At 35.8% G+C, this 13,391-nt stretch carries 14 protein-coding genes and 1 pseudogene; 7 read left to right on the forward strand and 8 right to left on the reverse strand.

Translation table 11 applies throughout. From position 1 onward, the window contains the following. Window positions 1-190 precede the first annotated feature (190 nt). Both rpmA and rplU read right to left on the reverse strand, forming a co-directional pair. Window positions 191-448: a 50S ribosomal protein L27 gene (gene rpmA, locus ASG31_RS02280; protein WP_034677604.1), complete on the reverse strand. Its 258-nt coding sequence runs from the start codon at window positions 446-448 to the stop codon at window positions 191-193. Between the two features lie 52 nt (window positions 449-500). Beyond that, window positions 501-851 (reverse strand): annotated as a pseudogene (gene rplU, locus ASG31_RS02285) (50S ribosomal protein L21); the annotation flags it as partial. Between the two features lie 232 nt (window positions 852-1,083). Between rplU and ASG31_RS02290 the strand changes: the two are divergent. Beyond that, window positions 1,084-2,175 (forward strand): acyltransferase family protein, encoded by a 1,092-nt coding sequence (locus ASG31_RS02290; protein WP_056027478.1) that lies wholly within the window; start codon window positions 1,084-1,086, stop codon window positions 2,173-2,175. 12 nt (window positions 2,176-2,187) lie between these two features. On the opposite strand, the gene ASG31_RS02295 is transcribed toward ASG31_RS02290, so the two are convergent. After that, window positions 2,188-2,814: an aminotransferase class IV gene (locus ASG31_RS02295; RefSeq protein WP_056027480.1), complete on the reverse strand. Its 627-nt coding sequence runs from the start codon at window positions 2,812-2,814 to the stop codon at window positions 2,188-2,190. After that, entirely contained in the window at window positions 2,798-3,742 is a 945-nt protein-coding gene (locus ASG31_RS02300; protein ID WP_231433708.1) for an aminodeoxychorismate synthase component I, read from the reverse strand. The genes ASG31_RS02295 and ASG31_RS02300 overlap by 17 nt, the downstream gene beginning before the upstream one ends. An 81-nt stretch (window positions 3,743-3,823) precedes the next feature. Here ASG31_RS02300 and ASG31_RS02305 point away from each other — a divergent pair, with 81 nt between their 5' ends. Genes ASG31_RS02305 through ASG31_RS02330 form a run of 6 tightly spaced genes read left to right on the forward strand, consistent with a single transcriptional unit; the run spans window position 3,824 to window position 8,553 of the window. Further along, on the forward strand, window positions 3,824-4,576 hold the full coding sequence (locus ASG31_RS02305) for a hypothetical protein (protein WP_056027482.1): 753 nt from the start codon (window positions 3,824-3,826) through the stop codon (window positions 4,574-4,576). Between the two features lie 53 nt (window positions 4,577-4,629). Continuing rightward, window positions 4,630-5,352, forward strand: a complete 723-nt coding sequence (locus ASG31_RS02310; protein WP_056027484.1) for a hypothetical protein — start codon at window positions 4,630-4,632, stop codon at window positions 5,350-5,352. Window positions 5,353-5,367: 15 nt separating this feature from the next. Continuing rightward, on the forward strand, window positions 5,368-6,453 hold the full coding sequence (locus ASG31_RS02315) for an AI-2E family transporter (protein ID WP_056027486.1): 1,086 nt from the start codon (window positions 5,368-5,370) through the stop codon (window positions 6,451-6,453). 9 nt (window positions 6,454-6,462) lie between these two features. Beyond that, window positions 6,463-6,672 carry a DUF3820 family protein gene (locus tag ASG31_RS02320; RefSeq protein ID WP_056028051.1) on the forward strand — a complete coding sequence of 70 codons (210 nt, stop codon included), beginning with the start codon at window positions 6,463-6,465 and terminating at the stop codon, window positions 6,670-6,672. A gap of 54 nt (window positions 6,673-6,726) precedes the next feature. Beyond that, the gene (locus ASG31_RS02325; RefSeq protein WP_056027488.1) at window positions 6,727-7,764 is read left to right on the forward strand and encodes a glycosyltransferase family 9 protein; all 1,038 of its coding nucleotides are present in this window, start codon (window positions 6,727-6,729) and stop codon (window positions 7,762-7,764) included. 24 nt (window positions 7,765-7,788) lie between these two features. Beyond that, entirely contained in the window at window positions 7,789-8,553 is a 765-nt protein-coding gene (locus ASG31_RS02330) for a lipopolysaccharide kinase InaA family protein (protein ID WP_056027490.1), read from the forward strand. Here the strand turns inward: ASG31_RS02330 and uvrB are convergent. From uvrB to ASG31_RS02350, 4 genes are all read right to left on the reverse strand, one after another. Beyond that, window positions 8,550-10,541, reverse strand: a complete 1,992-nt coding sequence (uvrB, locus tag ASG31_RS02335) for an excinuclease ABC subunit UvrB (protein WP_056027492.1) — start codon at window positions 10,539-10,541, stop codon at window positions 8,550-8,552. The genes ASG31_RS02330 and uvrB overlap by 4 nt on opposite strands. A 122-nt stretch (window positions 10,542-10,663) precedes the next feature. Continuing rightward, window positions 10,664-11,089, reverse strand: coding sequence for a hypothetical protein (locus ASG31_RS02340; protein ID WP_056027494.1), 426 nt, complete (start codon window positions 11,087-11,089; stop codon window positions 10,664-10,666). 7 nt (window positions 11,090-11,096) lie between these two features. After that, window positions 11,097-12,941 carry a M56 family metallopeptidase gene (locus tag ASG31_RS02345; RefSeq protein WP_056027496.1) on the reverse strand — a complete coding sequence of 615 codons (1,845 nt, stop codon included), beginning with the start codon at window positions 12,939-12,941 and terminating at the stop codon, window positions 11,097-11,099. A gap of 2 nt (window positions 12,942-12,943) precedes the next feature. Continuing rightward, window positions 12,944-13,315 (reverse strand): BlaI/MecI/CopY family transcriptional regulator, encoded by a 372-nt coding sequence (locus tag ASG31_RS02350; protein ID WP_056027498.1) that lies wholly within the window; start codon window positions 13,313-13,315, stop codon window positions 12,944-12,946. Window positions 13,316-13,391: the final 76 nt, after the last annotated feature.

The following is a 13,391-nucleotide window of genomic DNA, read 5'->3' on the forward strand; positions in this document are numbered from 1 at the left end:
GGTTGTTGATGGATTTAATCTTTTGTACCTATTATGTAAGTTTCCTGTTTTGTGGCTTATTGGAATTATTGAAATATTCTTTCTGCGAAGACAGATATTAAAGGCTTAATTAAGCACCTAATAATTTTCAAGCACAAAAAAATCCTCAACAAAAATGCTGAGGATTGTATTTATAAAACGCTAAATTAAATTATGCGTTCGGCTCAATAGATACGTAAGATCTGTTGTTTGCTTTCTTTCTGAAAACTACTTTACCGTCTACAAGAGCGTGCAAAGTGTGATCTTTACCCATACCAACGTTTTCACCTGGGTGATGTTGAGTACCTCTCTGTCTGATGATGATGTTACCAGCAATAGCGTCTTGTCCACCGAAAATCTTTACACCTAATCTTTTAGAATGAGATTCTCTACCGTTCTTGGAACTACCGACTCCTTTCTTGTGTGCCATTTTATTTTATGGTTTTTTGGTTAAACAATTATTCTGCGCCAGCTTCCTCAGTCTTAGGAGCTTTTTTCGCTTTAGTTTCTTTTTTAGCTCCGTCAAATCCTGTAATACCAGTGATTTTGATCTGAGTTAATGACTGTCTGTGACCGTTCTTTACCTGATAACCTTTTCTTCTTTTCTTTTTGAAAACGATTACTTTATCAGCTTTTACGTGATCAAGGATCTCTGCTTCTACAGTGATTCCGCTTACAGCTGGGGCGCCTACGGTGATTGCTCCGTTTACAGTAAGAAGTACTTTATCGAAAGATACTTTTCCTCCTTTGTCTCCTGCTAAACGGTTTACAAACAGTCTCTGGTCTTGCTCAACTTTATATTGAAGCCCTGCTATTTCTACAATTGCAAACATTGTTTATAAATTTTTAGTTAATTCGAGGTGCAAATGTACTGATTATTTATTGATTAACAATAGGGCTTGACTAAATTTTCTGTTTTTTATGCAAATGATATTCTGTGAAGACAGATATTTACAGCAAACAGTTGAAGAATGATCTGCCGTTCGCTTCTTTACCATACGTCTCAGAAAATAATAATCTATACTTTACAGAAATTTGTACTTTTGAGAAATATTCCACAATAAGATGAACAGAGATCTTTACATCGATTTTGCCAAAGGCTTAGCCACGCTTTCCATTATTTTTATCCACACCGCTTTCTGGTCAGGACAGTTTTATATACAGCCGGAAGTGAGAGTATTCTCCCTCGTGTTTGATGTGGCCTTATTTTATGCATTAAGTGGAATTACATCCGGGTCAAACATTGAAAAAACATTCTACAGACTCCTGAAATTACAGATCACTTACATGATTTTTGTGACGTTGCTTTTCTTTTCAGATTATTTCTTTAAAATTTTCGGACTCACCTTTTTTTCCCTCGAATGGCTGCAGAGCTTCTACTCTACTTTCGGAACAAGATACGCTGCAACAAGCATTTCAACAGTTCCGCAATGGCAAAATTTAGGAAACTGGTATCTGCATTCCTACACCAATGCCGATACATTTCCCGTCGTGATGGGAAGTTTCTGGTATCTGAAAGTCTATTATATCTTAACGGTTTTCGGTGTATTAATTTTAAGATTTTTCCCGAAACACGTCAATTGGTTTATAGGAATCTGTATCGCCCTGACCGTAATTTTCAATCTTTTCCCTGAAATTTATCCGGAAGGACAGGTGGGATACGTTGCTTTTTACATGACCGTTTTCCTTGTTGCCAACAGAATGAAAGGCAAAAAAATCCCTGCAAAGATAATTCCCGCTCTCTACGGAGTGGTAGCCGCAGCCTTAGTTTGGATGTTCCTTTATTATGGGAATGAAATTTTCTTCAAAATAAACAAACAGAAATTCCCACCCAGAACTCCTTATATTATTTGGTCACTGTTTTCACTGACGACACTTTTTGTTTTTTACAACAGACTAAAAATCACAAAGGAAAACTTCGTCACTTACATCGGTAAAAACGCCATTTTCTTTTATTTCGGACAGGGAATCAGTTCTTCTTTAATTTATTTTTTGGTCGTGCCCATGAAAGAAACCATGCCCTGGTGGCTTTTGATGATCATCATTTATGTTTTAAATGTTTTTTTAGCATTTATTATTTCTATCGGATTAAAGAAATTTGATGCTTTGGGATGGAAGATACTTCAATTTTTAAGAATGAAGACTGCTGAGAGGTAAAAACTTTGCGTTTTACAAATCTAAATAATCTTCATTTCCCGGAAGATTTACAATTTTCTCGATGGGATAAATAAACATGTCATCAAAGTCGTTCAGAGCGTTAATCATTTGAAAATGAGAAAACTCCCTGATATTCTGCAACGTAATTTCGGTTTCTTTTATCTTTTTTGTTTTAAGCAGATGCTGGCGCTGAACACCATTTAAAAGATATGTGTTTGGAGTGAACCAGTCTTTTCCTTTTTTAAACAGAAGATTAGAAAAAGAGGTATCTGTGATGTGATTGTTTTTTACGATGATGATTTCTTCAGATTTAGACTTCATTTTCATTCGCTCAAGTTCCTTACGGTCTTCAAATTTGAAAGAATAATCATAACTGTTATTTTCCACAAGCTGAAAACTGTGAATCTCAGGAATCGCATACGGAATCATCTGTGTGCGGATTTTTTTGTCTAAATCATAAACCAGACGCAGTTTGTACAACCCGTCCTCATCGTGTTCCAGATGTTTAAAAATCTTCTGCAGATCAACAGAATCACTCTTCCCGAAATGAGAAAAAGTTTCGTTAATGCGTTTTTGATGAAGATCTGCAAGAAAAATTTTCTGGTCTTCTACTTTTATGCTTTCAATGAATTGGGACATAGATTTTGTTTTTCATTTCTTCGTACTCATCTTCTAATTTGCTCATGTGGGTAATTCCGCCACCACTTTTAAAAAAAAGTTTACCGTTTTCTTTTTCTATAAAACGGATCATCACGCAGCTGTCGAGATTTTCACCATCAAACCAGCCGCAGACTCCTGTGTAAAAGCCTCTGTCAAAACCTTCTGCTTCCAGAATAATTTCCAGTGTTCTGGGTTTTGGTGCTCCTAAAATTGAACCTGCCGGAAGAATTTTCTCTAATAAACTTCCTGTTTTACCTCTGAATTCAGGTTTTACCGTTCCCGAAATTTCGGAACTCATGGCATAAAGATCTTTCTGTTTGGTCTTTAAAAAATCAATAAACTGAAATTTATTCACCTTCACATCATCAGCAACCATGCTTAAATCATTTCTTAAAAGATCCACAACGGTGTAATGCTCGGCTTTCTCTTTAGGATCATTCTTCAAAACTTCCGCGGCATTATCCAAAGACGCATCAATAGTACCTTTCATCGGATAAGTGAATATCCTGTCACCCTGTATTCTGACGAAAGTTTCAGGAGAAAAAAATACGAAAAAATCTTTAAATAACACTTTATATTTAGCCTGAGAATGACAGAAAATTTCCTCTAAAGTAAGATTGGTTTCTATTTCTGTTTTTCTGGTATAATTGGTTAAATAAGAGTTTCCTGATTTTAAATTATTCTGTACCTCATCAAAACCTTTTTTAAAAGATTCTAAGCTTTCCGGAAAGGTTTTTAAAGTAATTATTTTTTTAAATTCATCCTTTGCCCCAGCATTTGAAAATATTTGAAAATCAATCAATAAACCCGAATTTTCAAGTTCTTTTTCAGTAAAAACCAAAACCTGTTTGCAGAGAAAATCAGTCATGAAAAAAAACGGAACTTTCTTTTGCGAAAGCTCGTCCATTCTTTTAAAATTTGGATGATTTGCCAAAAACATTCCGCAAAAGTAGTTATTGATGTTTACTTTTGCATAAATTTTTTCATAATGCAACAACAATATCCCCAAAAAGCGGGAATCGACCTTATTTTAAAACAGGCTTTCTCCTACTGGAGTAAAACTTTTGGCCTACAGCTGATGTTCTCGATTATTTATTTCGGGATTTATCTATCTGTATTTTATTATCTTGGAGTAAAATATGAAGTTATCGAAAGTTTTCAGACTGCGTTTTCAGAATATCAACAGGAGGGACAGAGCGGTTTGGAAGATTTTCAGACGGAAATTGCAACTATTGCAGATACTGAAGGATTTCAGTATTTTATCTTCGGAATGATGGCGGTGAGAATCTTTCTTTACCCTTTAAATATCGGCTTTTACCAGATTTATAAGAAGATGGATTTGAATGAAGAAGTGGGTTTGAATGATTTGTTTGCGGGATATATCGGCATTAATTTTTTTAAATTTCTCAGCTTTTACATTTTCTGGATTTTCCTGTATACCATTATCGGAAGAACTTTAATTCTACCTGTTTTTTGGGTAATGATCACCATTTTTGCTGCGCCACTGATGTTTTTTGAAAACAAAAGAATTATGGAAATCATTGCAATCGGCTGGAAGGCTCTGAAAACTAATTTTCTGGAAATCCTGATCTGTATTTTTGTTGCTCTGATTTTCTCTTATGCAGGATTTCTGTTGTTTTTTATAGGCTTTCTTTTCACTTTTCCGTTCTGGAATGCTATGATTTACGCACTTTACAAAAACGTTTTGGAACAAAATATAAAAGAAGAAGAAAGAGTTTAATATTTTTTGTGGTTAAAATAAATTATATTTGATTAACCATAAAAATTTAATGAATGACTTCTCAATTTGACGAATTTGACCAACAGGGAAAAAATCCCGAAAGGAACGCAGGATCTATTATTTCGCACGCTTTCGAAATGTACAAAGGCGTTTTTCTGTACGGCTTTGTAATTATGATTATTACATTCATAGCAGATTATCTGCTGCAGATACTTACAGGCTTCAGTGTATGGAGCCATGCCGAAAGTTTCAGGGATCTGGATGACGCTGAAGGAATGCTCTGGAGAAATTCTAACGTCAGATTTTATTATTCATCTACCGGTTTGCTGAATATTGTACTTACTCCACTCTATTTAGGGTTGATTTATGTTACCAATAAATTTAACAACAAACAACAGATTGAGTTCACCGATATATTTATAGGGTACCGCCAGAATCTTGCACAGACACTGCTTTACGGGTTGATTACCACCATTATTTTCTACATTTCTCTGGCGATGTGCGGTTTTCCGTTTTTATTTGTTTTTCCGCTGTTTATTCTGGGACTTCCGATGCTTTTATTTGAAAATTTATCTGCAACAGATGCAATAGGCAAGGCCTTTAATATAGCCAAACAGGATTACGGCGTTTTTCTGGGAGTGGGCATTTTGGGCGGTCTTTTAAGCATCTCCGGACTTATACTTTGTTGCATTGGTATAATTTTTACTATTCCCTTCATCTATGTTGTCATGTATTCTGCTTACTGTGCGTATTGTGGGAAACCAAGGCAGCTTTAATTAAAATTAAAAGCCATGAATAAAGATCAACAAATTAGTGAAGTAAAGATTAAACAGTTTTTTTTATTGGCAATCATTCTCATCATGGTTGCTTTAATTTGTTTTCATCTTGCCCTTTTTATTCCCTCTGTTTTAGGTGCAATCACCATTTACGTGGTGTGCAGAAAATACAATTTTTATCTGCAGGAAGAACGGAAATGGAAACCCTGGGCCGCTTCCATCACTCTCATTGTGGCAAGTCTCATTGTCATTGTTCTTCCGGTTTATTTCATTGCCGATCTTTTGATTGATAAACTTGGCAACGCACAGGCTTACATGGAGAAATTTAATGTTTTCGTTGATAAAATTCATGATTTTGTATATGCCAAAACCAATATAGACCTGCTAAGTAAAGAAAATATGACCAAGCTGAAAGGGGCGGCAGGAAAATTTTCTACATCTGCACTCAGTGGCACTTTCAATACACTGACGATTATATTCTCAATGTATTTTATCCTATACTTTATGTTTGACAGACCAAGGTTGTTCGAAAGAATTTTAGCCTCATCAGCACCTCTCAAAAGATCAAATGTTTCTTTGATTGGCGAAAAAATGCGTAAACTGATCATGGCGAATGCCATAGGAATACCTGTAGTTGCTTTGGGACAGGGCATTGTGGCGTTAATTGGATATATCATATTCGGAGCGCCAAGTCCGGTACTTTTATTTGCTCTGACGGCGGCAGCATCGATGATTCCGGTGGTAGGTGCGGCCATTATTTATCTTCCCATCGTAATTTTTATGATTGCGGAAGGGAATACAGGAGCCGGTTTAGGATTACTGGCATACTGCGCAATCATTGTAGGAATTACGGATAATCTTTTGAGATTTACACTGCTTAAAAAATTAGAAGACATCCATCCGCTGAATACCGTTTTTGGAATTATCATGGGAATGAATCTTTTCGGATTTATGGGTTTGATATTCGGGCCGATTATGGTGTCACTTACTTTACTTTTGATACAGGTTTACAGAAATGAATTTTCTGACGACGACAGCAAAGAAATCGTGATGCCGGATAAAGATCAGGAGCTTGAAAACAAAATTGATTTAATAGTTTAAATGGAAGGACTGAGACCTGAAATACTTCAGGAAATATGTGTGGTAAAAATGCCGTTTGGAAAATACAAAGGAACTGTACTGGCAGATATTCCCGTCAATTATCTCGAATGGATGCACAAAAAAGGGATGCCCGCCGGAAAACTCGGGATGCAGCTGTCTACAGTTTATGAGATCAAGATCAATGGTTTAACAGAATTGCTGAGACCGCTGAGGAATTAATTAGATTCGTTCACAATTATTTCCGACCTTTGCAGAATATTTTTTTTAGCCTCAATGAAAGTATCAAAAAAAGTAAACGCTGCCAGACGGTCTCTAATGAGAGGTCTTACCAAAAATGTAGGAAAATCTCAGGCTGGAGCATTTGTACAGAAAAATATTACGATAAAAAAAATACTGATTTCCAGACCTAATCACAGGCTTGGAAATTTGTTGTTATTATCCCCACTGGTACAGGAAGTGAGCGAAACTTTTCCCAATGCCAAAATAGATCTTTTTGTGAAGGGTGGCATTACGCCCATCATTTACAAAAATTACAGAAACATAGACCGGATTATTCAGCTTCCTAAAAAACCTTTCAGCAGCCTGTTGCAGTATGTAAAAGGCTGGGCTACGCTTAAAAGCAGAAAATATGATCTTGTAATCAACGCAAGCTACGGCTCTTCATCCGGAAAATTATCTACTTCTACGGCAAGGGGAGAGTACAAAGTTTTTGGAGAGACAACTGCAGAACTTCAGTCTAAATTTTCAGACTACCGCCATGCCGCAAAAAACTCCATCTACAGCCTCAGAAATTTTCTTACAAACTTAGGCATCAACAGATTTACCGCAAAGATTCCTGACTTGGATATCAAACTGGATCAGAAAGAAATTGAGGAAGGCAAAAGAAAACTGCAGGATCTTGTGAAAAATGACAAAAAATCAATCTGTCTTTTCACAAACGCCACAGGAGCAAAATGCTATTCTGAAGAATGGTGGAACGCCTTCTACGAAAAGCTCAAAAATGCTTTTCCAAATTATAATATTGTAGAACTTTTACCGGTAGAAAATATTTCTAAAATTAATTTCAGAGCACCCTCTTTTTACAGCAAAGACATCCGCGAAATGGGCGGTTTTATTACCAATTGCGAAGTTTTTATAGCTGCAGATAATGGTGTGATGCATTTGGCAAGTGCTGTTAATACTCCTACCGTTGGCCTTTTTATGGTTACCGAAGAGGAAGTTTATAAACCTTACAATAAAGGAAGTTTTTCTGTAAATACCAATGAGCGTTCTACCGACGAAATTATTGGTTTCCTAAAGGAAATTCTTTAATACAAACCAAATAAACGTGTCTTTATGAAGAGTTTTTATGCCGAAGGTTTTCAGCGTCTTGAAACGAAAGTTGCCCGTATTTTAAATAATTTTAAAAACGAAGGAATACTCATTGGTCCCGGAAGCAGAAATGTGGTAAAAGTGATTGATATAGATGGGGAAAAATTTAATTTCAAATCTTTTAAACAGCATAATGTTGTCAACAGACACGTCTATAAATATTACAGAAAATCGAAAGCAAAGCGCTCTTTTGAATACGCTCAGATGCTGTTACAAAAAGGCTTCCATACACCGGAACCTGTAGCCTACATAGAAAATTTTGATCTTTGGGGTCTCACTTCAAGCTATTACATCAGCAGACAGCTGGAAGAATCCCCTACCTTGATGGAAGTTATTGTAAATCATAATTTTCCGGATCGTGAAAACGTAATCCGTGAGTATGCAGACCTGATGTTCAGGCTTCATAATCATGGTTTTGAATTCCGGGATAATGCTCCGGGAAATTTTATTATTAAAAAAGAGAACAACGCCAGCCATTTTTATATGGTTGACCTTAACCGTATGAGCTTTCACTCTGAAATGAATTTAGACAAAAGGCTTAATAATTTTGCACGCTTAACTTCAGACAATCAGGTTATTAGAGTAATTAGTGACGAGTACGCAAAACTTTCAGATTCGTCTCCAGAATACTGTTACAGCAAAATTACGGGAGCAATCAACAAAATGGTCCGCAAAAGGAAAATGAAAAAAATTCTGAAGTTTTACAAATTTTTACTCCCAAAACGTTAGTTTTTTAAAGCCTCAATTTCATCACGCAGTTTTGCAGCTTTGATGAAGTCTAAATTCTTCGCAGCAGCTTCCATTTCTTTCTGTTTCTGTGAAACAATTTTTGCCACATCTTCGGTAGAATAACTGGCTTTTGTCTCAGCCACTTTCTGGGTGATTTCTTTCTGAGTATATTTTTCGTCAGGGAAATCTTTGCTTCTTCCCACCAGATTTTCAGAAATCTTTTTATTTAAAGCGGTAGGAACTTTACCGTGTTCCTGATTATATGCGATCTGTTTTGCACGGCGGTACTCGGTTTCATCCAAAGTTGCCTGCATCGATTTGGTGATTTTATCGGCATACATAATGGCTCTTCCGTTAATGTTTCTCGCAGCACGACCCACGGTTTGAATCATCGATCTTCGGCTTCGCAGCATTCCTTCTTTATCAGCATCCAGAATAGCAACTAAAGAAACTTCAGGCAAATCTAAACCTTCTCTCAATAAATTTACACCAATCAGTACATCGAAAAGTCCTACACGAAGGTCATGCATAATCTGAATACGCTCCAGAGTTTCTACATCTGAGTGAATATATCTTGTTCTGATCCCGAATTTTGTGAAATACTTGGTCAGTTCTTCCGCCATCTTTTTGGTTAAAGTGGTGACCAGAGTTCTTTCATCAATTTCCGCCCTTTTGTTGATTTCCTCCATCAGATCATCAATCTGATTAATGGATGGCCGTACTTCAATAATCGGATCTAAAAGTCCTGTAGGACGGATAATCTGTTCAATATATTCTCCACCGGTTTTCTCTAATTCATAGTCTGCCGGAGTAGCCGAAACATAAATAACCTGATTTTGAATCGCTTCAAATTCTTCAAACTTTAACGGTCGGTTATCCATTGCAGCGGGAAGTCGGAAACCATAATCTACCAGTGCCTCTTTACGGCTTCTGTCGCCACCGTACATGGCATGAACCTGCGGAACGGTAACGTGGCTTTCGTCAATCACCATCAGAAAATCTTTCGGGAAATAGTCCAGCAGACAGAAGGGTCTGGAACCTGGAATTCTACCGTCCAGATAACGGGAGTAGTTCTCAATCCCTGAGCAGTAGCCTAATTCTTTAATCATTTCAAGATCGAGTTCTGTTCTTTCCTGAAGTCTTTTGGCTTCCAAAGGTTTTTCAATCGTCGAGAAAAAATCTACCTGCTTCACCAGATCATCCTGAATCTCTCTAATCGCACCGTTCAGAGTGTCTTTTGTGGTTACAAAAAGATTGGCGGGATAAATCTGAATCGTTTCAAAATTAGACGTTACGTTTCCCGAAACAGGATCAAAACTCTGAATTTTCTCAATTTCATCACCAAAAAACTGAATTCTGATTCCATTATCAGCATACGCCGGATACACATCAATCACATCCCCTTTCACTCTGAACGTCCCCCTTTTAAAGTCTCCTAATGTTCTGGAATACAATGCATTAACCAATGCATGCAAAAGTGCGGTTCTGGTTGTTTTCTCTCCGATCTGTAATGAAATTAAAGATTTATGAAATTCAGAAGGGTTCCCGACACCGTAAATACATGATACTGAGGCAACAATCAAAATATCTCTTCTCCCGGAAAGCAAACTGGCAATCGCAGAAAGTCGCAGTTTTTCAACTTCTTCGTTGATGCTCAAATCTTTCTCAATGTAAGTTCCTGAGCTTGCAATGTAAGCTTCCGGTTGATAGTAATCATAGTAGCTCACAAAATATTCAACAGCATTTTCCGGGAAGAATTCTTTAAACTCCATGAAAAGCTGGGCTGCCAAAGTTTTGTTATGTGCCAAAACAAGGGTTGGTCGCTGAACATTATTCACAACATTGGCAACGGTAAACGTTTTACCAGAACCGGTAACTCCTAGAAGCGTCTGATATTTTTCACCGATTTCAACGCCACCTGTCAGTTTCTCTATTGCTGTAGGCTGATCTCCTGTAGGTTTATATTCTGATTGAAGTTTGAATTGCATAGAACAAATTTAGGAAATAAATGTTTGAGGAGAATAGGGCGGAGGTCATAATTTACAATTTGCTTTCAACATGCGCCGTCAATAAAAAAAGCGTCCCGAAAAAAATCAAAACGCTTTAAAAATCATAAATTTCTCAAACCTTTCAGAAGAAATTTTTTATTTGATTCATGGCAGGAATCACTGACAGCGATAGTAAGATGATTTTTTCCAATGATGCTGTCGCTGTAAACAAAGCCTTTCTTTCTTTTTTTATTATCAATCAAAACGTAATATTCTGTGTTAATGTATCTGTCGTCGCCGTAGAAAAGAATATTTTTGAATTTCGGTTTTTTCTTATTTAATTTTTTAAAATCTACTTCATTTGAGGCAAATTTGAAACCTCCAAAACTCACGTATTTCAATTTCAAACTGTCATTACTCATGCAGAGATACTGCTGGTCTTCGTAGCAATAGGCTTTTGTATTGTATTTTGAGTAATTACTGAAGTGATTTCCGGAGCAGCTGTAGAACAGTAAGCTTAGAATTATAAGAAAGGCGTACGATTTCATACAGATGTTATTTTGCAGGTGAGTTTTTGGCGAACTGCATTTTCAAAGGTAGTTTAAAAACAGTTTTTACATTTTTGCCATTATCTTTGGCTGGTTTCCAGACTTTAGTGTTTGTTGCCAATTTTACAGTCCGTACAGCTTCAGTATTGAATGCTGTATCTTCGCCATCTGCCATTACATCTGTGGTCTTACCATTCTCGTCAACTGAAATAAATATTGATGTTGAAATAATTCCTGTCTTTTTATCGAAAAGTGACGAATCAAAGTTTTCTGCAATCTTTACTCTTAAATCATGTATTCCTCCCGGAAAATCTGCCTGCACAAAATTTGCCGAAGGAGGTGGAGGTGGTGGGATAGTTTTGGTCTCCGAAAAATCTTCAACAATTGTCTTTGTTATTTTCTCTTTTTTCGGTTGAGAAACTTTTGCATCTTTATTTTTTTTAGGCGAAATGGTGTCGTTCTTCACCCATTGTTTATATTCTGCCATATCAACTTTGAATGATACAGTAATATTTTTTGCAGCGTTATATTTTTTTGCAAATGCTTTTGTGTATAAAACTACTCCATAATCATATTTTCCATAATCAGGATTTGTGGGAATAACCTTTAAAATATATATATGATAAAAATCTGTGTTTTTATAATTTTTCAGGACTTTATTTTCAACCAATTTCCCGTCAATTTCTATGTTATAGCGGGAACTCATAAATTTCTTTATTTGATTTGCGGTTGGTACTTCTCTGTTGATTTCTGTATATTTCACCCAAATCGGCGCCTGGATTAAATCTGTAGAATTAAAATTATCAAATAAGTCAGCCAGCTTCACCTGCACTTCCCGAGGAACTTCTTTAGTAAATTTTTCATGATCCCGATTCTTTATTAAGGGTTCATATCTTTCGATTATTTTAATAAATTCTTTGTAAGCCTCCGAATGGTTTAGTGATGGTTTTGTTGCATTACTTTTGATTCCGTAATCATTTTTGAGATCACCAATATTACTTCCATAAACTTTCTCAGCAAATACAAACACCGCAATTGCAAATACGGGAATCGACAAGAATTTTTTTGCCTTAGCAAATTTTGAATTTTGTTTTGTCATCATAATAAATCGTTTTTTAGTATTGTTAAAATTAAACTGATGGGTCAGAGAAAGATTTTGTTGCTTCAAAACTTCCTGTAAAATCAGTTCCTGGTAGTTTTTAATGTCAGTGTTTTTGGTGATTACTCTTTCGTCAGCGAGAAATTCGTGGTTGTTGACCATCGCATTTTTGTAGAAGTAAAAAATCGGATTGAGCCACAGAATAGATTTTAGAATTTCAATAAAAATAAGATCGAGCGAATGTTTTTGTCGAATATGAATGTCTTCGTGCAGAAAAACACGTTCATCAATACCAGAACTTTTGAATGACTTTTCTGAAATATAAATCGTATTCCAAAAGCTGAATGGTGCGAGATCCTGCTTTAGAAAGACAACGTTTCTGCTCTTATAAATTATTTTTCTTCCCTTTAAATTTTTAATTTTTAAAACTGAAAAAATAAATTTAAACAGGAAAATTAAAGCAATAAGACAATAAATAACCAAAAGAATTTCAGTAAAATCAAAGCTTTTTTCTTCAAGAATTTGTCCTGTTAAAATCTGTTGAGATATTTCCTGTTCGATCAGTAAGGTTGGTTTCTCTTCATTGAATTCCGGCAGTTCAATAGTCACAAACGGAATGATAAGCGAAAAAACAACCGAAAAAATCAGATAAAAACGATTAAAAACAAAAGTCTTCTCTTTCGACAAAAACCAATGGTACAATCCGAGTAAAATTCCTGAGCAGATTATGATTTTTAAAACTAAAGATTCCATAATTATTTTTTTATCTGTTGATCAATGATGTCCCGGAGTTCCTTCAAATCTTTCTGCGTCAGTTTGGAATTTGACGTAAAGAATGAAGCAAACTGTGTAACTGATGAATTGAAAAAGCGCTCAATCATAGTGGTCATTTCATCCTTAAAGTAATCGCTTTTTGCCACTTTCGGAAAATATTGTCTTGAGTTTCCGTACAGCGTAAAGCCCACCAGATCTTTGTTCTGCATTCTTTTCAAAAGTGTTGCTACAGTTGTTGTAGCAGGTTTCGGAGTGTCATAAGCTTCAAGAATTTCTTTCATAAAAGCTTTCTCTTTTTCCCAGAGAATTTCCATCAATGTTTTCTCGGAATCAGTCAGTTTTATTTCATTCATATTCTACAAGTTTATATTTTGTTCTACAAATGTAGAGTAAAATTTTAATTGAACAAATTTTTATGGCATTATTTTT

The sequence above is a fragment of the Chryseobacterium sp. Leaf404 genome (assembly GCF_001424145.1).
GTDB lineage: Bacteria > Bacteroidota > Bacteroidia > Flavobacteriales > Weeksellaceae > Chryseobacterium.

Coding starts and splice junctions, on each gene's coding strand:
- ASG31_RS02330 (WP_056027490.1), top strand. CDS start 7,789: ATGAAGAGTTTTTATGCCGAAGGTTTTCAGCGTCTTGAAACGAAAGTT.
- ASG31_RS02310 (WP_056027484.1), top strand. CDS start 4,630: ATGACTTCTCAATTTGACGAATTTGACCAACAGGGAAAAAATCCCGAA.
- ASG31_RS02305 (WP_056027482.1), top strand. CDS start 3,824: ATGCAACAACAATATCCCCAAAAAGCGGGAATCGACCTTATTTTAAAA.
- ASG31_RS02340 (WP_056027494.1), bottom strand. CDS start 11,089: ATGAAATCGTACGCCTTTCTTATAATTCTAAGCTTACTGTTCTACAGC.
- uvrB (WP_056027492.1), bottom strand. CDS start 10,541: ATGCAATTCAAACTTCAATCAGAATATAAACCTACAGGAGATCAGCCT.
- ASG31_RS02295 (WP_056027480.1), bottom strand. CDS start 2,814: ATGTCCCAATTCATTGAAAGCATAAAAGTAGAAGACCAGAAAATTTTT.
- ASG31_RS02350 (WP_056027498.1), bottom strand. CDS start 13,315: ATGAATGAAATAAAACTGACTGATTCCGAGAAAACATTGATGGAAATT.
- ASG31_RS02315 (WP_056027486.1), top strand. CDS start 5,368: ATGAATAAAGATCAACAAATTAGTGAAGTAAAGATTAAACAGTTTTTT.
- ASG31_RS02290 (WP_056027478.1), top strand. CDS start 1,084: ATGAACAGAGATCTTTACATCGATTTTGCCAAAGGCTTAGCCACGCTT.
- ASG31_RS02300 (WP_231433708.1), bottom strand. CDS start 3,742: ATGGACGAGCTTTCGCAAAAGAAAGTTCCGTTTTTTTTCATGACTGAT.
- ASG31_RS02325 (WP_056027488.1), top strand. CDS start 6,727: ATGAAAGTATCAAAAAAAGTAAACGCTGCCAGACGGTCTCTAATGAGA.
- rpmA (WP_034677604.1), bottom strand. CDS start 448: ATGGCACACAAGAAAGGAGTCGGTAGTTCCAAGAACGGTAGAGAATCT.
- ASG31_RS02345 (WP_056027496.1), bottom strand. CDS start 12,941: ATGGAATCTTTAGTTTTAAAAATCATAATCTGCTCAGGAATTTTACTC.